The sequence below is a fragment of the Nocardiopsis nanhaiensis genome (assembly GCF_054778635.1).
The window spans coordinates 70,189-87,446 of sequence record NZ_BAAGZJ010000004.1; the positions used below are offsets into that span (position 1 = coordinate 70,189).

A 17,258-nucleotide genomic window follows, 5' to 3' on the forward strand; every position below is an offset into this window, starting at 1 on the left:
CGGTGCCGCTAACACGAGAATCCGGCCGATTCCGGTTGCTTCCAGGCGTCGCCTTGCGGGGGATATGTCATGTTCTGGTCGAATTAGCGGAGGGTGACGAGCCGTCCCCAACCGATGCCGTTCCGAAATTCCTGGTCATCTCACATCCGCACGATCCAATACGGCCCATCCCATATGCGGCCTCAGTGCAGTCCAGAGCGCACAGAGGCCGGTCCAGTGGACCACGGTGCTTCGTAGTTTGTGACGCGTGCGCGAGGGGAAAGCGGATAGGCTTGACAACGTGAGTCTGCGCTTCTATGACACCAGTGCCCGACAGGTCCGAGAGTTCACTCCGCTACGCGAGGGGTGTGCCTCCCTGTACCTGTGTGGTGCCACCGTGCAGGCACCACCCCACATCGGCCACATCAGGTCCGGGGTCAACTTCGACATCCTGCGCCGCTGGCTGACCCACCTCGGCTACGAGGTCACCTTCTGCCGCAATGTCACCGACATCGACGACAAGATCATCAACGTCGCCTGTGACGAGGATGTGCCTTGGTGGCAGGTGAGCGAGCGCAACCAGCGCGCCTTCACGTGGGCCTACGACACCCTGGGCTGCCTGCCGCCCACGGTGGAGCCGCGCGCCACCGGCCACGTGCCGGAGATGATCGAGCTCATGCGGCGCCTCATCGACGCCGGTCATGCCTACGCGGCCGACGACGGTTCGGGCGACGTCTACTTCGACGTGCGCTCCTACCCCGCCTACGGGGAGCTCTCCAACCAGCGCTTGGACCAGGTGGTGGAGTCCGCCGACTCCGACCCCGACCGGGACAAGCGCGACCCCCGCGACTTCGCCCTCTGGAAGGGCACCAAGGCGGGCGAGCCCAGCTGGGACACCCCGTGGGGGCGGGGCCGTCCCGGGTGGCACCTGGAGTGCTCCGCCATGGCCACCAAGTACATGGGGCCGAGCTTCGACATCCACGGTGGCGGGCTCGACCTGATCTTCCCGCACCACGAGAACGAGCAGGCGCAGTCGCGTGCCGCCGGCGACGGCTTCGCCCAGTACTGGCTGCACAACGGCATGCTGGCCGTCGGCGGCGAGAAGATGAGCAAGTCCATCGGCAACTCGCTGCTCATCCCGCAGATGGTCCAGAAGGTCCGCCCGGTGGAACTGCGCTACTACCTCGGCCAGGCCCACTACCGGTCCACGATCGACTACTCCGAGGCCGCGCTCCAGGAAGCGGCCGCCGCCTACCAGCGCATCGAGGGATTCCTCACGCGTGCGACGGAGGTGCTGGGTACCGTCAACCCGGCCGCCGACGTCCCCGACGGGTTCGCCGAGGCCCTCAACGACGACCTCGGGGTGTCCCAGGGGCTCGCCGTGGTCCACGGCCATGTGCGCGAGGGCAACACCGCACTGGCCTCCGGTTCCAAGGAGCGGGCCCTGGAGCTCGCTGCGGAACTGCGCACCATGCTCGGTGTGCTCGGCCTGGACCCGTTGGGCGAGCAGTGGGAGTCCGGCGGTGACCAGGGCCTGAGCGAGGTCGTGGACGCCCTGGTGGCGGTCGCCCTCGAGCAGCGCCAGGCCGCCCGCGGCCGCAAGGACTACGCAGCGGCCGACGCCATCCGCGACCAGCTGGCCGAGGCCGGCGTGATCGTGGAGGACACGCCGCAGGGCCCCCGCTGGGACCTGCGCAAGGGCTGAGTATTCGGTTCGGGGCCGGGTCCGGGGAACACACCGGGCCCGGCCCCGGCGCCGACGCGTGTGGTAGCGCGTCGGCCTTAGGCTGGGATGTTGCCGCCGCCCCTCGGCGTTGCGGCTACCCCATCGGCCGGAAGTGTTCTTCCGGCATGCTCGCAACACGTATCTGGAGGCGGCGACCATGCCGGCGAAGAAGAACAAGAAGGGCCCGACCAAGGGCAGCGGCGGCAAGAACCGGCGTTCCCTCGAGCCCAAGAGCGGCACCCTGCCCGCGGAGCAGCGGCACTGGTACGACGGCAAGCAGAAGCACAAGGCCAATAAGCGCGCCCAGGCCGCTGGCCCGGCCGGTGGTTCGGACAGCCCCCGCAAGGACCGCTCGCCCGACCGCCCGGACAACTCCGACCTGCTGATCGGCCGCAACCCGGTCATCGAGGCGCTCCGGGCGGGTATGCCCGCCACCCGCCTCTTCCTGGCCAACAGCCTCGACCCCGACGACCGCGTCAACGAGGCCGCCAAGCTGGCCGGCCACCAGGGCGTGGACGTGGTCGAGGTGAACCGCACCGACCTGGACCGCCGCTGTGAGAGCAACGGGCTGCCCGGCGCCACCCACCAGGGCATCGTGCTGCAGGTCCGCCCGTACCAGTACTGGGCGGCCGAGGGACTGCTGGACCAGGCGCTGGAGTCCGACACCCCGCCGCTGATCGTGGCCCTGGACGGGGTCACCGACCCGCACAACCTGGGTGCCATCGCGCGTTCGGCCGCGGCCTTCGGCGCGCACGGCCTGCTCATCCCCGAGCGCCGCGCCGCCAGCGTGACCATGGCCTCGTGGAAGACCTCCGCCGGAACCCTGGCCAAGCTGCCCGTCGCCCAGGCCACCAACCTGACCCGCGCCCTGGAGTCCTACAAGAAGGCGGGGCTGTTCGTCGCCGGTCTGGACGCGGACGGCGACACCCAGCTGCCCGACCTCGAGCTGGCCAGCGGCCCGCTGGTGCTCGTGGTGGGTTCCGAGGGCAAGGGCCTGTCCCGCCTGGTCCGCGAGGCTTGCGACGTCGTCGCCAGCATCCCGATCGGTGGAGCGGAGTCCCTGAACGCCTCCGTCGCCGCGGGTGTGTCCCTATACGAGGTCGCTCGCCGCCGCGGCGCCCGGGCCGAGTAGGCCACCCGGCGCCAGAACCGGTACCATCTGGTTGGACGCACCGGGGCCCAGCCCCGGTCTGTCGGCCGACGTAGCTCAATTGGCAGAGCAATCGCCTTGTAAGCGATAGGTTAGGGGTTCAAGTCCCCTCGTCGGCTCTTCTCTTGCCTGACCTGGTATCACTCCCATGGCGAGATCGCTGCCACGTAGCTTCGTCGCCTGGAGAGCTATCTCCTATGGGTACCCAGCGTGTTCGTCGGGGGCCGCGCAACATGGCCGCTGGACCCCTGAACCTCCACATCAAGTCCAACGCCTGCGCACCTGAGCTCGGAGAAGAAGAGCGAGCGCACGGTCGCGATGTACCGCGAGTCCGTCGCCTGGTTCGCCGCCGAGCACCTGTTTGCCGACGGTCAGCCCACGGACACCGACCGGCGCTACGACACCTCGGCTGACAGCAGCGCTGACATGGTCACCTTCGAGCCCGTCCGGGACTGGGAGCTGGTCAGCCGAATACACGTCCGCGCGTGGCTGGTGCGCCTGCACCGCCGCGAGTACTCGTCCAGCTACGTGAACAACCAGTACCGCTGCCTGCAGCAGTTCTTCAAGTGGCTGGCCGACGAGGAAGAGATCACCGACCCGATGCGCAAGGTCAAGCCGCCCAAGGTGGTGGCCGAGCCGGTTCCGGTGTTCGAGGAGGGCGAGGTCGACCGCATCCTGAAGATGCCCCGAACAGGCAGGACCGGTGCGCGGCCAAGCGGGGTGACGCCTGCAGGTTGCGCGACAGCGCCATCATCCAGCTCCTGCGGGATACCGGCATACGCCTGGCCGAGCTGGCCGGTCTCAAGCTCAGCGACGTTTCCCTGGACAAGCGGCGGGCCTTAGTCACAGGCAAGGGCGACAAGAGCCGCCACGTGAAGTTCACGCACGCCACCGCCAAGGCCCTGGACCGCCACCTGCGCCAGCGCGCCCAGCACCCGGACGCGCACCTGCCGTTCCTGTGGCTGTCCCAGAAGGGCGGGGCGCTGACCCCGGGGGTGAGGTTTTCGGACGATTGCTCTCGTGTGCTTGCCGAGTGTGCTCTGCCAGCGCATAACGGTTGTGTTGGCTGTTAAGGGAACGTCCGAGGCCGATCGAGGCCTGTCTGGCCACCGGTATCACCAACGCCGCCTCCGAAGGCAACAACCGCCTGATCAAGCTCGAGGCCCGCAACGCCTTCGGTTTCCGGAACCGGGCCAACCAAAGCCTTCGGTCACGCTGTGCAACCACGTGCCGGAGTAGACGGGAGGCCCACACCCATGAACTTCGAAGATCCGGTGTTCCCAAGTACTGGTGGAGCGGAAGCCAGTCTCCGCTTAGCTCGCTCTCGCACAGTCGATCCCGATGACGGGAATGACAGCTCCGGGTTAGCGGGCGTGGAATTGCGCCGCACGGCCGGTGACGAGTTGCGCCAGCAGGTCGACGTCTTCAGGCAGAGTTTCTCCCCGCCACACGATGTGCAGATCGGGCCGTACGAGAAGCAGGCATTCGCCGTACACTTTGGCTGCTTGGTCGGTATCTGGGCGCAGCGCGCGGAACGGCGCGCCGATTCGCAGGAACTCCTCGGAGAGGGGAGCACTGGAGACCCCGGCGCGTGTGGTGTCGATGAGTGCGTACTCCCAACCGATCTCGTCTTGGATCGAGTGGTCGGACGCGAGCCAGATGTTCGGCAGCCGACAGCCAACCTCAGTCGAGGGCTTGTATTCGAAGTCGAGTTCCTGGTCCTCTGACTCGGGCTGCACGTCGTAGGCGAGCACCGGCGAGGTCTGGTAACGGTAGCCGAGCTCGATCCCGTAGAGATCGTTGCTCCAGCGTTGCTTTCGCTCGGCGACCTCGATGAGAGCGGCACGAGCCGCGGCGCCCCGCGCTGTAGTGTCGGCGATTTCTGGGCGCCACATGTTCCTCCAGGCACGGCGACCCTGTGCGGCACGGCGAGACGCTGAGATGTTTCGGCGTCCCGTGGGGCGCCGTTCCGCCTCGTAGGAGTCGAGTAGTCCGAGCCCGCCCCAGCCCTGGAGCACTGCGGCGAGCTTCCACGACAAGTCGATGGCGTCACCCGCACCCGTGTTCATGCCGAGCCCGCCGGTTGGGATGACGAGGTGCGCCGCGTCGCCAGCGATGAACACACGGCGATCGCGGAACCGGTCGGCGAGCATAAGGCGCTGTTGCCACCCGCCGATGTAGAGCGTCTCGTAGTCGACGGGGAACCCGATAATCTTCTCGAATAGCGGAATCATCTCCTGGTCGGTAGCGACCGTAGCGTGCAGCGAGAAGTGCCGCTTGTCGTCTTGCACGATAAGAAAAGAGTTCTTATCGTCAGCGATATGGTAATGTCGGCCCTTCCCCATCGGGATTCGGTCAAGCAGATCCTCAGAATAGAACAAGGCCTGCTTCATCGCCAGCAAGGACTCGCCTTCGAGCGTGAATCCGAGCAGATCACGCACCGTACTGGAGCCGCCGTCGCAGCCGACAAGGTAGTCGGCTGAAATCTCGTATCGAGCACCCCGGGCATCTTCGAGCGTGACGGTGACACCGCCCTCGTACTGAGAGAAGTCGACGAGTTCACGATCGAACTCGATACTCACGTTAGAATGCTGATGGGCGAAATCCCTCAACAAGGGCTCGAGCGTGTACTGGGAAATGAGCTGGTACGGGACGGCGGCGGTGCTCCCGTCGCGAGTGGACTGGTATTGGGCCCGGAGCTGGTTCACTGAGTCGTACTCGTGCCTGACCAGGGGCGGCCGGTTCAAGTCCTCAAGGCAGATGAAGACGTCCATCGGCATGTCGTTGTCGAGACCTGCGTTGCGAATCTCGTCCTCGATGCCTAGACGGCGGAAGTTCTCCATCGTGCGGGCATTGCAGCGCTCCATCTTCGGGAGCTTGCCGAAACCGGGGCGTTTGTCGAAGAGTCTCACGCCGATTCCCTGCCGACCCAGCGCGATCGCGAGGGTGAGCCCGACCGGTCCCGCTCCCGCGATCACCACCTGGGTCGCCGAGAGTTTTTGGGCGTGAATCATTGGACTTCGGCCTCCTGGGTCAGTCCGAAGAGCTTGACTGGATTGCCCTGATAGATCGCGGTCTTGTCGTCGTCGGTGAGCGTCTCGAAGCTCTCCAGCGCACTGATCGTCGAGCGGATGAAGCCCGGGCCCTTCTCGGGATCGTAGGGACTGTCGGAGGCGAACAGAGTGCGGTCCACGCCGAAGAACCTGATCGACGTGAACAATGGGTCCGCGGCACCGAACGTCGCGGTGTCTATGTAGAACATCTTGAAGTAGTCAAGCGGACGCTTCGTGAGTGGATACGGTGCCGTGACGTCCTCCTTCTGGGCCTCAGGTGTGCGCGCACCCAGCTGGTCCCAGCCCTCACCAACGCGTCCCGCGAAGTGGGGGATCATGGCGCCGCCGTGGTGGATGAGGAACTTCAGGTTCGGCCAGCGCTCGAGGACGCCGGAGAAGACGATGCGTGCACAGAACACGGAGAGGTCGTACTCCCAGCCGAGAGCCCACCAGATCTCGTACTTCGAACGAGCCTCAGTGGGGTAGTCCGGCCAAGCCGATGTCCGGTTGGGGTGCACTTGGACAATCTTGTCGTACTCTGCGACTTTAGCCCAGAATGCATCGAACTCGGGCAAGTCGAGCGGCTTTCCATTGACATGTGAGTACACCTGCACGCCCACCGCATCGAGCTGCGTGAAAGCGTATTCAGCTTCCTCGATAGCACGCTGCGGGTCATCGAGTGAGACTGCCGCGCAGAAGCCGATGAACCGGTCGGGGTGGTCGGCGACCAGTTCGGCCAACGCCTCATTGCCCAACCGTGCCATCTCCGCGTTGAAGGCCGCGCCCCCCATATCCTCGAGCGGAGGTGCGGCGACGTTGATGATCTGCCGATACTCACCGAACTCGTCCATCTGTCGGAAGCGGAGATCGAGGTCGAACAGCGAAGGAATGTTGCGCGTGCGTTGCTGGAGATTTTTCAGTGGCTCGCTGTCATTGATCGCAAAGAAACGCTCAGCGTACCTCGGCGGGAGAATATGGCAGAAGGAATCGATTTTCATCGCGCCTCACTTCATCCAGTTGGCCTGATTATCACTATGTGATAGTATGATGTCGTTCTGCGAGAAACCACGATAGCACCTAGTGCGGAGGGGTCAAGATGGCGAGCCAGTCGTCCAAGCACGCTGCGGTGGAGAAGAAGACGCCCGGATCCGGCAGCGCCCGCAAGGTTCTGCAGATCCTCTTCTCGTTCTCGGAGCGAAGAACCGCAGCGACGGTTGCCGAGCTGGCTGAGCTCGTGGACGCTCCGATCCCGACGACCTACCGCCATGTCGCATTGCTGAAGGAGATGCAGCTGATCGAGGAAGGCACGGGCGGCACCTACCATCCGACGGCGAAGGTGATGTCGCTCGCCCGTGCCGCGCAACTGTCGAACACATTGGCAGAGATAGCCAAGCCGGTCCTCGCCGAAGCGGCGGACGCCTTCGACGAGACCGTGATGCTCATGCAGCACTTCGGTGAGGGCGTGGTCTGTGTCGAAGTCAAGGAGACGGATCGACCGATGCGCTTCACGTTCCAGCGCGGGCACACCGCGCCTCTGGGGGTCGGGGCGTCGGGGAAGATGGTGCTCGCCTCGCTACAGGACTTGAGTCGGGATCACGCGGTCACGGGATTCGATGTGGACCTCACGGACGTGCGCCGACTGGGACATGCGACGAGCGAGGGCGAGATCGACGCGGGAGTCTGGGCCTGCAGCGTGCCGGTCGTGAAGGGGCCGGGACGACCTGTGGCCCTAACGGTCGCTGGCCCTTCCGTGCGATTCGACGGCAAAATGCGAGAGCTGGCCCCCTCGATACTGCAACAGCACGCTGACCGGATCAAAGCGCTCCTACATCGATATTCGCTCTGAGCGGGACAAGCGCGCCCTGGAGGTACCGGTTTTGATGGAGTGACGTTTCGCCCAGTGTTCGCCCTCTGGGACACCGGCCTGCTCGACCGTGTGCTGGTGGCACGGGCCGCCCAGGGGCGCGGTCGCCGTCGCCGTCGCCGTCGCCCACGGATGGTGGCACACCTCCCTCGACGGCAGAACCGCGTTCGCGGTGCCCACACAACCGCAGGGCAGGCCGCGGCACCTGGTCGCCGCCCTGCTCAACACCGAGATCTGCCTGCTCAGAGAAAGCGTGTTCGACAAGACCTCCATGGCTAACCGTGCCTTGATCCGTGACGGGACCCGCCCGATCGGTTTCCTGCGGACCTGACTTCGCCGGAACCTGGATGGCCTAGGTCGGTGCGATGCAGAGAGGGTCGCGCAATCGGCCGTGTCCACCTCGACCAGCCGTCGACCAGGTGTGGCGGCTTTGGCCGTGCGCTTTTCCCGAGGGTCCACCAGGACGAGTGGAACATCGTATAGGAGCCTCTTGGCGACCGCTTTCAACTACGGCCGGGAGCGAACTTGTCCGTTCTGTCTGGTCGTTGTGTTCCCCGCTTATTCCGTCCACCGTTGCTGATGTCTTAAGCGAACATCAGCATTCCGTGCGTTTCTGTACGAAAGGTCCGTGACGGTGTCACCACAACCTGGGTTGGGTGTCCTGACGACGGTGTCCCGTTTCCTTCCGCATGTGCGGTCTTGCGCCACCGGCCCGCCCCGCACCCGCCCTGCGGCGGGCAGGGCGATTTCAAAGTCAGGGCACTGGTCACTCTGAGTGATTTCAGGTGAGGATGAACGGCAGCGCCCGAGAGCGATCCCGGCTGATCCACTGCGTGGTCCGCGTGATCTGACGGTGCCCGTGCAAGCGCAGCAGACTCATCGCTAGATTCTTCAGCGTGGCGAAGGTCTGCGGCCCGGCCCCGATCCAGGCCTGGTGGGCGTCCTCGGCCCAGCACACGTCCCGCACGTGATGTTCCAGGTTGTGCGAGTCGGCCAGGGGTGCGGCTCCAACATTTCGGCTGGTCGTTTCCCCTGACCGCTCGCCCGAACCCGGCGTGCCAGTTTCCCGGCACCGGGCTCTCCACGAGTCCCTCAGGCGGAAGGGACTACCCCTGGCCGGATGGTCCACGGGGTCGGGATCGCTTTACCCCGATACCGGTACCGGATGATGGATACCTTGGCGGGGTTGAACAACTCCACACCCTCGGCAGCAAAGCCCCACTGGTTGTGGGGCGTGCCGTAGGTGCGGGCGATCCACCTCCAGTTCTTGCGACGATGTCGACGTCGCAGCCACTTCCAGACACGGTGCCACACGTAGTGCTCCAGATCGCTGAAGGCGATCTTGGAGGCCCCGTGCCGGAAGTACGTGGTCCAGCCCCGCAAGAGCAGCCCCAGCCGGATGAAGATCTTGCGAGGCTCCATGTTCATGGTCTGCCGTCCTGTCAACGCCTTGACCTTGGACCTCACCGACTTGACGGCCTTGTCCGAGGGGTAGGAGTAGATCCGGCGACGGTCAGTTCCCCACTGGGTATGCCGTTGGATACGGAACCCGAGGAAGTCGAACCCGTCGTCGATATGGACGGTGTGGGTCTTGTCTTCCGCGAGGCGTAGCCCGATCTTCGCGGCCACGTCTGCCACTTCCACGCGCAGTGCTTGGGCATGCTCGCGAGTACCGAACACCACCACGACCAGGTCGTCGGCGTACCTCACCAGCCGGTAGGTCGCCCCTCCCTGTTTACGGTGACGGCGCCGGGCATACTCGTTCACATGCGTGTTCCACTTCGCGTCGAAGTGCTCGTCGATCACGCTCAGAGCGATATTGGCGAGCAGTGGTGACAAGATCCCGCCTTGTGGCGTGCCCGCCGGTGTCTCACGCACGAGCCCCTCACCGGTTAGGATCCCTGCGTGCAGGAACGCCTTGACCAGTGCAAGGACCCGCTTGTCGGAGATCCGCCTGCGCACCCTGTCCATCAGAGCGGTGTGCGAGATCTCGTCGAAGCAGTTCGCGATGTCGGTCTCCAGCACCCACTCGTATCCCATACGGGTGTGGTGCCTGATGTCCTCGATCGCGTCCTGCGCGCGTCGTTTGGGCCGAAACCCATAGCTCGATGAGCTGAACCCGGTTTCGAAGATCGGTTCCAGCACGAGCTTGAGCGCGGCCTGCACGACCCGGTCACGGGCCGTGGGGATGCCCAGGCGTCGTAGCTTTCCCCCGGACTTGGGGATCAGCCGTTCAGCCACGGGCAGCGGGGTGAACGTGCGGGCCTTCAGATCTTCGCGGATCCGGGACAAGAACCCGGCGACACCGCCGGCGGAGTTCTCGATTTCCGGACCGGTCCACCCGTCGATCCCAGCGGTACGTGCCCCCGCGTTGTCCCGTACCCGGCGCCATGCTTGGAGCAGGAACGCCGGATCGGCCACAAGGTTGAACAGATCATCGAACACACGGCCTGGGTCGGCCGCCGCCCGATCGTGCAGCTTGGACTGAATCCCCAGTACCCGCGAGGCCGCCGTAGCGGCATCGAACGGAACGCCGGTGTTCACCGGCGTGGCTCCTGACATTTCCTCTCCTTGCTGCGATGACTCGCTGCGGCCCTTCCCCATGTGGACGGCGTTACCGTCCTCGGAGTACTACGGCCGCTCCGCCCCGTGTGGGGCCCGACAACGGACAGCGCGTCTGCCCACCTGGCCGCTGGTTGCGGCGATAGGTGCGGGCAGGCCCCACACGGTTCCCATGTTCACTTCGCTCCGGTTGCCACGGGAGGGATCCGGCTATACCCCGGCGGTCGTCGCCCCACCCGCAGACTCGCGGGGCGACCAGTCCGGCACGGTTGGAGACCGCCACGGACGGGAGCCTGCTTATCGAAACAGCCCGGCCCGCACCGCTGTCCCGCCCCATATCCACCAGGTTTGAGAGCGGTTCTGGCTAACGAGGCGTCAAGCACCGGTTCCTTGTGTATCCCTTCGTGGCTCGCTGGCCGGGCCCGCACGGTCTGGTAGTTCCCGCACGTCCCGACGGTGTCAGGGCCGCTTGCCACCACCACGTCTACGCTTCCAGCGGCGCGGTGGCTGCCCTCAGCTTCTGCCCGGCCGCTGCGACGGCCGGGCGATGGGGTCTTTCACCTCCATCCGGTAACCAAGCGCCTCATGGCGCACCTCCACGTGCCAGTGGGAGCGGGTACGGCGGTGGAAAGCGGCGGCGTCCATGGGACGGCTGCTGACCATCAAAGCGATCTGTTTGCTGTACGCCTGCCCGGCCAGGTCCAGCACGTCGCGACGCACGCACGCCACCGCCACAGCGTGAGGCAGATCCAAATCCAGATCCTGTACCGGCCCCGCCCAGGTGCGCCAGCGGTGGATGCGCCCATGGGCGCGTTCTTGCACCTGGTGTCCACACTCTTGCTCGGTCAGGTCAAGGACGCGGTCGATGACGGCTCGCTGGAGCTGGTCCTGGTTGCCCTTGACGCAGAGCAAGTAGTCGGCCTTCTTCTCTTGGACCAGGTAGTCGGCGGTGGCGGCACAGGTATGGGTGGCATCGGCCGTGACCAGGGCGCCGGTGATGTCCATCGGCCCGACCAGGGCGGGCACACAGGTGGTCTCGGTGGTGGTGTGTGGCACGCGCACCTGGCCGAGCACGATGCCTTGGTCGTGGAGCAGGTCGGAGAACAGGGTCAGTTCCCCGTGCTCGTTGTGGGATCCGCGCAGGACTTTGCCGTCCAGGGCGATCGCCCAGGTATCGGCCTGCCCGGCGGCCTTGTCACGTAGCCAGGCACCGACGGTGCGGTCGAGTTCTGCGGCGTCCAGGGCGATCAGGACTCGTCGCAGGGTCGATCCGGACGGGGCGTGCCCGTGGCGGGGGCTGTAGCTGGCGCCCAGGAGCCAGAGCAGGTCCTGGCTCAGGTCGGCGGCCTGGTCGGCCAGTTCGCGGTAGTTCCTGGCCCCGGCCAGGGTGGCGATCACCGCCACGGCCAGCACCGTGGTCAGGCGGTGGCGTACACCGCGGCTGTGGCGGGGATCGGTGATCGAGGCCAGAGCGGCCAGTAGTCCGTGGACGGTTTCGTCCTCGCTCTGGGGGTGATGGGTGGGGGCGTTGGAAGCGGTGAGGGCGTGCGACACTGGTGTTGATGGCCTTCTTGGTCCGGGTTTTGGAAGTCTGGTAACTCCCATCGTGCCGCCAGGAAGGCCATCTTCGTTTCACCGTCACACTCGGTGAACATCCTGGATCAGACATAACGGGGCATACGACTCAGACCAGCAACTTTGAAATCGCCCTGCTGCGGCGGGTGTGGGTGGTGCGGGTCTTACGGTCGGCTCCACGGGCCTTCAGAGCTTGCGCTCCCCGGTCTCCGGCCACTCCGGTACCGGTACTGCCCACCTGCGCCGCCAAGGCGGCGAGGTTGCGTGCTGCGTTCACGTCCCGGTCCAACACCAGGGGACATTCGTCGCAGTCGAACACCCGGATGTGCAGCGGCAACTTGGCTTTCGTCGCCCCGCACCCCGAGCAGGTCTTACTACTGGCGAACCACCGGTCGGCCACCACCAGGCGCCCACCGCCCCAGGCGGTTTTGTAGTCCAGCTGGCGGCGGATCTGCCCGAACCCCGCATCCGCGATACGCCGGGCCAGACGCCGGTTCTTGACCATCCCGGCCACGTTGAGGTCTTCGATGACCACCGTGCCGTACTCGCCCGCCACACTGGTGGTCAGGTGGTGCAGCGCATCGGTGCGCAGGTTCGCCACCCGGTGGTGCACCTTGTTGCGGGCCCGGTCGGCCTTGACCCACCGCTTCGAAGGCGCGCGCCCGGTGCGCCGGTCCGGACCCCGGCGCCGCGACACCCTCCGGCAGGCCCGGCGCAGGTCGGTCAGTGCCCCCTCCAGGTGGCGGGGGTTGGCCACCTGCCACACCCCGCCGTCGTTGTCGGCGACCACCGCCAACGACTTCACTCCCAGGTCCACCCCGGCCACCCCCTGCGGGCGGGCCGGAGCGGTGGGGGCGCGTTCGATCTCGACCTGGAAGGAGACCTGCCACCGGCCCCGCCGGTGCGAGACCGTGGCCGAGAGGATGCGCGCGGTCCCATTGGCCAGGCGCCGGTGGAGTTTGCGGGTGGACTCATGGGTACGCACCCGCCCCACCACCGGCAGCCTCACGTGGCGACGGGAGTCCTCACACCGGATTACCCCGGTGGTGAACCGGCAGGACAGGGGCGCCCGGTGCTTGGACTTGGGCCGCGGCACCCCCACCTTCGGACCCTTGCGATCGCCGCGCTTGGCGGCGGCATAGCCGTCAAAGGCAGCGGCGGCGCCTGCTAGGCCGGTGTTGTAGGCCTCTTTGGAGTTGTCGGCCCACCAGGTGGCGAACCGGGGGTCCTGGCGTTTGGTGGCGTTGAAGGCCCGCCGCAGGGCGGGCAGTGACCAGGACCGCCAGGGGGTGCGCTCGGACTCAGGAATACCGTAGGAGGCCTCGGCCTTGCGTTGGTCCCAGGTGGCCAGGATGTGGTTGCGGGCCCAGTTGAAGGCCGTCCGGGCCCCTCCGCAGTGCGCGCGCAGCCGGTGCTCGGTCTCGGCGCCGGGGTCCAGGGCGAAGACGTAGGCCTGGACCGCGTGCCCGGGGCGGGGCTGGAACCCCCGCTTCTTCTTCGGCTTCTTCTTGCCTTCAGGCTGCTGTTCGGCTTGGTGTAGGGCGGTCTCGGCCACGGGTCCCACCCCCATCCCCTCCCCCTGCGCCTCGTTCGTCTCGTTCACACGTTCGAGAAAGAAGTTAGCGGGACGGGCGGGCCCGTGTGGGCAGAATCGGCGAACTCCTTTGATTTTTTCTCCAGCGCGAACCGGTCCGAGTTCCTGGCTCTTCAACGGTGGCCTGCGGCCGTACTGCTGTGTGTTGACAAGAGTGGATGGTTGCTGAGGGAACCCCGAACAGCTCACAACCCCTTGACGCGGCGGGATGGCCAGCTCTATCTTGGGTGATAGCGATAATAAATTATTATATAGCGATAATTGACCTATTGGCAGGCATGCGTAGGGGCCCGGGGATGCGCATCGTCATGAAGGGAGCATCGGCGTCGACCGGCCCTGCTCGCGCACGCGGCAGATCACGCGGACCGCTGAGTTCGGCGTGTATGTCAACAGAGTGCGGTCGCTCATCGAGGAAGAGGTCAAACTGTCAATGGAGATCGAGATGAAGACGGGTCACGTATGATCGCGAACGTTGAGGGTCGCAACCTGGTCGCAGAGGCTGGACGCATCCTCGCCGGCCTCGGTCTCATCGACTATCTGGGACACGCGAGCCTGCGAGTCGATGAGGGCGCGATCATCAAGCCGAAGCACTCACCGACCATTCGCTCGGCGTCGCAGCTGACTGCGGAGCAGATGGCGCTCGTCGACCTGGAGGCAAAGCTCCAGGAGGGCCAGGATCCGCCGCCGTCGGAAGTGTATATCCACACTGAGATCTACAAGGCACGGCCGGACGTCGGAGCCGTCGTACATACGCACCAGAAGGCTGCGACCCTGCTGGGAGTGATGGATGCTCCGATCAGGCCCCTACTGCACATTCCAGCCTCATACGTCGATGAGGTCCGCTTGTGGCCTCATGCCCAGCTTGTGACAGACCAGCAGCTTGGTGCCGATCTCGCACGCACGCTCGGCTCCGCATCCTTCTGCCATCTTCAGGGACACGGGATCGTGTCAGTCGCGCCTACGATCAAGGATGCCGTGGTCGGCGCCGTCATGCTCGAGGATCTCGCGGTCGCCAATCTCGATGTGCTCAAATCGGGACTGACTCCGAGAGTGATTCCCGACGACGAGATCGCAGAGTTGCAACGCTTGCGCGGTGGCACCGAGGGGCGTTGGCAATACCTCAAGGAGCAGTTCGGCTGACTCAACCTGAGCCCGGGTCTTCGAATTCCTGACTTGCACAACCGAGTGCTGACTTTTGTGGCGACGCCGTGGTCAGGATGGTTACCCCGGACACGGGATTTTGCGGGATCTAACGAGGTGGCGGCCCCCAGGAGAATCCTGACCCGGTCGGGAGCAGCCGCGTTGCGGGGCGCCGAAAAACAGCATGGGAAGCTCACGATCAGCGCGCATCCGGGATCGGCGCATACCAGGTTCGAGCTGGGGTTGCTGCTGGAGCGTGTCCATCCGATCCCGTGCGGGAACCAGCAGACACTGGTCTTGGACTCGAAGACCCTGTGCGTTCGGTGACGCCGGTTGCAACTCCAGAATCGGGAGCATCCCGGCCATGGACGGGCTCGCAACCTCGTCGGAACCCTGATCCCTTGTGGTCAGGGTTCCGTCGTGACCAAGCCGCGTAATCTCTACTGGTTCTTCGAATTACTTGGAGGCGGGGCGGTGACAGGCAAGCTTGTCGGTCACATTGTGTGAGGAAGGGAGGTTCGGAACCCCGAACGTAAGAAGCCGAAGGTCTTCGTGATCATAATTGGCAGTGCAACCGGGAACGAAAACCCACGGGCTTGAATACAAGCCGTACCCTCAGCCCGTTCACCGAAGTGACACCGGCCCTGCCCGCCCGAACGCGCACAACCACAGCCCTGCACAAGCGGCCAAGTGGCCCGGTCTTCCCGATAGCCCACCCCTTTACCTAAGCGATCGGGATCGACGAGACCCGACGCTGAGCACCCCTTTGGAAAAAGTACCAGCACACTCACAAGCGGGGCTCTGCAAGGCACACCTGGTCAGCCTAGGCGCCAGCAGCGTACCCGGGTTCCGTGAGCACGTCGACCACGGCAGAACGACCGGCTTTGAGCAGGCGAACGCCTTCCCTCAGCGCAGCGGGTAGCTCGGACAGATCGCTCACCGGTCCAACCCCCTCCAGGCCCTGGGCACGGGCGAGGCCGGCGAGGTCCGGCGCAGGGTCGTCGAGCCGTTGCCCGACCCACTTCCGGCTGGTATCGCGTCCGCGCCGCAGTGCCACACGCTCCTGGTGGATCTCGTCGTTGAAGTACGAGCGGTTATTGGCTACAACAACCAGGAGCGGGATGTCGTCATGCGCGGCAGACCACAGTGCCTGCACGCCCATGAGGTAGTCACCGTCGCCGAGGACCGCGATGGGGAGTCGGCCGGATCCGCGCAGGGCCAACGCGGCACCTACCGCCATTCCGGGTCCGGAGCCGACGCCACCGCCTCCGTCGTGGCCAAGCGAGTCCAGCGGATGCTCAAACGGCCACTCGGCGTAGTCCCAACCCAGCGGCACTCTCGTCAGAGTGACCGACTCACCCGCCACTGTGCTCCGCAGTGCACGTACCAATTGCGTAATGGTGATCGATTTCGGCTCGCCATGCCTTTCGGAAGGCATCCCCTGTTCGGAGGATGGCGCTTCTTCAGCAGGAACCGACTCCACGGAACTCCTCGATCCGATCCGGTCGAGGAGCTGAGCTGCTGCCTGATCAGGGTCCGCGGTCAGCCATACATCAACCTCGGGGCGACCTTGGTGATCCTTGCTCCACGTGCTCAGGACCAGCGGTTCAAGCGTGGCGGAAACGACTTTCGCGGATGTCGTCACCTGGGACAGCGTGCCCGCCAGGTCCGTCCAACCGAGCGCCAGGATGACATCTGCTTCGCCCAGGGCGCGGCGACCCTCCGACCCCAGCACCACACCAGGCCCCGGCACGTGCGCCGGATGCCGTGTGGGAAAGAACGAACCGGCCTTGAGATCCGTGATGGCACGCGCTCCCAAAGCCTCGGCGAGGCGCACCCGCTGCGCGAACGCATCCTCGGTGCGGCTTCCGGTACCAACGAGCAGCACCGGGGAGGCAGCCGACCCGAGCAGCTCGACCGCCCGGTCTATCGACGCACCTGAAGCCGCGGGCTGGTCGCGGGCCGCACCGGGCACAATCGGAGGAAGCCGGGGCACATCGGCGACAGGCTCCTCTTGGACTTCGCTGTCCAGCACGACGTAGGTCGGGCCCTGCGGCTCTGTTCGGCAGATGTCCCAGGCGCGGGCCAGCGCCTCCAGTGACGCCGGCAGCGATGTGGGCGTGTCGTCCCACTTCGTGAAGGGGCGTACGATCGCGGGCTGGTCTGACGACGTGTGGATCCAGTCGATCCAGGGCCTGCGCCGGGCGGCGTCGAGCGGCCCCGTCGCCCCGATGATGAACACCGGCGCGCGGTCGCACCACGCATTGAATATGGCCATGCTGGCGTGCATCAGGCCCACGTTCGCGTGGAGTGCCACGGCCATGGGCAGGCCGGTTACCTTCGTGTAGCCGTGGGCGACGGCGACAGCATGCTCGTCATGCAGGCACACCACCATCTGGGGCGCATCCACATCGGCATGGTTGACAAGGCTGTCGTGCAGGCCGCGGAAGCTGGCACCCGGGTTGAGGGCGATGTAAGGAATCCCGGTCTGCGTCAACCAATCGACGAGGACGTCGCTCCCCCAGACCTCACTGCTGCCGCTAGTCATCCGGCCTCACCCGCCGGTCCCGCGATGCCCTCGTTGTCGTAGTCCCACCGAATTATCGACAATCCCA

Annotated in this window: 15 protein-coding genes and 1 tRNA gene; 9 read left to right on the forward strand and 7 right to left on the reverse strand. The window is 65.6% G+C overall.

Annotated elements, in window-relative coordinates; translation table 11 throughout:
- Positions 1-280: 280 nt before the first annotated feature.
- The 6 genes from cysS (at position 281) to ACYVD1_RS02950 (ending at position 4,200) form a co-directional block, all read left to right on the forward strand.
- Positions 281-1,684: a cysteine--tRNA ligase gene (gene cysS / locus ACYVD1_RS02925; protein WP_460754272.1), complete on the forward strand. Its 1,404-nt coding sequence runs from the start codon at positions 281-283 to the stop codon at positions 1,682-1,684.
- Between the two features lie 178 nt (positions 1,685-1,862).
- Positions 1,863-2,837 (forward strand): 23S rRNA (guanosine(2251)-2'-O)-methyltransferase RlmB, encoded by a 975-nt coding sequence (gene rlmB, locus ACYVD1_RS02930; RefSeq protein WP_460754275.1) that lies wholly within the window; start codon positions 1,863-1,865, stop codon positions 2,835-2,837.
- 64 nt (positions 2,838-2,901) lie between these two features.
- Positions 2,902-2,974 (forward strand) — tRNA-Thr (locus ACYVD1_RS02935).
- 199 nt (positions 2,975-3,173) lie between these two features.
- Positions 3,174-3,698: a hypothetical protein gene (locus tag ACYVD1_RS02940; RefSeq protein WP_460754279.1), complete on the forward strand. Its 525-nt coding sequence runs from the start codon at positions 3,174-3,176 to the stop codon at positions 3,696-3,698.
- Positions 3,590-3,928: a site-specific integrase gene (locus ACYVD1_RS02945; RefSeq protein ID WP_460754282.1), complete on the forward strand. Its 339-nt coding sequence runs from the start codon at positions 3,590-3,592 to the stop codon at positions 3,926-3,928. The genes ACYVD1_RS02940 and ACYVD1_RS02945 overlap by 109 nt, the downstream gene beginning before the upstream one ends.
- Positions 3,913-4,200: a transposase gene (locus ACYVD1_RS02950; protein WP_460754286.1), complete on the forward strand. Its 288-nt coding sequence runs from the start codon at positions 3,913-3,915 to the stop codon at positions 4,198-4,200. The genes ACYVD1_RS02945 and ACYVD1_RS02950 overlap by 16 nt, the downstream gene beginning before the upstream one ends.
- 19 nt (positions 4,201-4,219) lie before the next feature.
- Here the strand turns inward: ACYVD1_RS02950 and ACYVD1_RS02955 are convergent, their stop codons facing one another.
- The gene (locus ACYVD1_RS02955) at positions 4,220-5,869 is read right to left on the reverse strand and encodes an FAD-dependent monooxygenase (protein ID WP_460754290.1); all 1,650 of its coding nucleotides are present in this window, start codon (positions 5,867-5,869) and stop codon (positions 4,220-4,222) included.
- Positions 5,866-6,906, reverse strand: a complete 1,041-nt coding sequence (locus ACYVD1_RS02960) for an amidohydrolase family protein (protein WP_460754294.1) — start codon at positions 6,904-6,906, stop codon at positions 5,866-5,868. The genes ACYVD1_RS02955 and ACYVD1_RS02960 overlap by 4 nt, the downstream gene beginning before the upstream one ends.
- A gap of 98 nt (positions 6,907-7,004) precedes the next feature.
- On the opposite strand from ACYVD1_RS02960, the gene ACYVD1_RS02965 reads away from it, so the two are divergent.
- On the forward strand, positions 7,005-7,754 hold the full coding sequence (locus tag ACYVD1_RS02965; protein ID WP_460754298.1) for an IclR family transcriptional regulator: 750 nt from the start codon (positions 7,005-7,007) through the stop codon (positions 7,752-7,754).
- A gap of 88 nt (positions 7,755-7,842) precedes the next feature.
- A complete protein-coding gene (locus ACYVD1_RS02970) occupies positions 7,843-8,103 on the forward strand; it encodes a hypothetical protein (RefSeq protein WP_460754301.1) in 261 nt (86 codons plus the stop codon).
- A gap of 450 nt (positions 8,104-8,553) precedes the next feature.
- Here ACYVD1_RS02970 and ACYVD1_RS02975 read toward each other — a convergent pair whose 3' ends face one another.
- The 4 genes from ACYVD1_RS02975 to tnpB form a co-directional block, all read right to left on the reverse strand.
- Positions 8,554-8,739 (reverse strand): hypothetical protein, encoded by a 186-nt coding sequence (locus tag ACYVD1_RS02975; protein ID WP_460767463.1) that lies wholly within the window; start codon positions 8,737-8,739, stop codon positions 8,554-8,556.
- Between the two features lie 125 nt (positions 8,740-8,864).
- Positions 8,865-10,376 carry a group II intron reverse transcriptase/maturase gene (gene ltrA, locus ACYVD1_RS02980; RefSeq protein WP_460767466.1) on the reverse strand — a complete coding sequence of 504 codons (1,512 nt, stop codon included), beginning with the start codon at positions 10,374-10,376 and terminating at the stop codon, positions 8,865-8,867.
- Positions 10,377-10,847: 471 nt separating this feature from the next.
- Positions 10,848-11,888 carry an ISAs1 family transposase gene (locus ACYVD1_RS02985; RefSeq protein ID WP_460767469.1) on the reverse strand — a complete coding sequence of 347 codons (1,041 nt, stop codon included), beginning with the start codon at positions 11,886-11,888 and terminating at the stop codon, positions 10,848-10,850.
- A gap of 130 nt (positions 11,889-12,018) precedes the next feature.
- Complete coding sequence (gene tnpB / locus ACYVD1_RS02990) at positions 12,019-13,512, reverse strand: IS607 family element RNA-guided endonuclease TnpB (RefSeq protein ID WP_460756585.1); 1,494 nt, start codon at positions 13,510-13,512, stop codon at positions 12,019-12,021.
- Positions 13,513-13,962: 450 nt separating this feature from the next.
- Between tnpB and ACYVD1_RS02995 the strand changes: the two genes are divergently transcribed.
- Positions 13,963-14,643, forward strand: coding sequence for a class II aldolase/adducin family protein (locus ACYVD1_RS02995; protein WP_460756590.1), 681 nt, complete (start codon positions 13,963-13,965; stop codon positions 14,641-14,643).
- An 823-nt stretch (positions 14,644-15,466) separates the two neighbouring features.
- On the opposite strand, the gene ACYVD1_RS03000 is transcribed toward ACYVD1_RS02995, so the two are convergent.
- Positions 15,467-17,191: a thiamine pyrophosphate-binding protein gene (locus tag ACYVD1_RS03000; RefSeq protein WP_460756595.1), complete on the reverse strand. Its 1,725-nt coding sequence runs from the start codon at positions 17,189-17,191 to the stop codon at positions 15,467-15,469.
- Between the last annotated feature and the right edge of the window lie 67 nt (positions 17,192-17,258).

Bases quoted from the DNA above. Each gene is read 5' to 3' on its own strand.
- rlmB (WP_460754275.1), top strand. From the start codon at position 1,863: ATGCCGGCGAAGAAGAACAAGAAGGGCCCGACCAAGGGCAGCGGCGGC.
- ACYVD1_RS02940 (WP_460754279.1), top strand. From the start codon at position 3,174: ATGTACCGCGAGTCCGTCGCCTGGTTCGCCGCCGAGCACCTGTTTGCC.
- ACYVD1_RS02955 (WP_460754290.1), bottom strand. From the start codon at position 5,869: ATGATTCACGCCCAAAAACTCTCGGCGACCCAGGTGGTGATCGCGGGA.
- ACYVD1_RS02960 (WP_460754294.1), bottom strand. From the start codon at position 6,906: ATGAAAATCGATTCCTTCTGCCATATTCTCCCGCCGAGGTACGCTGAG.
- ACYVD1_RS02965 (WP_460754298.1), top strand. From the start codon at position 7,005: ATGGCGAGCCAGTCGTCCAAGCACGCTGCGGTGGAGAAGAAGACGCCC.
- ltrA (WP_460767466.1), bottom strand. From the start codon at position 10,376: ATGGGGAAGGGCCGCAGCGAGTCATCGCAGCAAGGAGAGGAAATGTCA.
- ACYVD1_RS02995 (WP_460756590.1), top strand. From the start codon at position 13,963: ATGATCGCGAACGTTGAGGGTCGCAACCTGGTCGCAGAGGCTGGACGC.
- ACYVD1_RS03000 (WP_460756595.1), bottom strand. From the start codon at position 17,191: ATGACTAGCGGCAGCAGTGAGGTCTGGGGGAGCGACGTCCTCGTCGAT.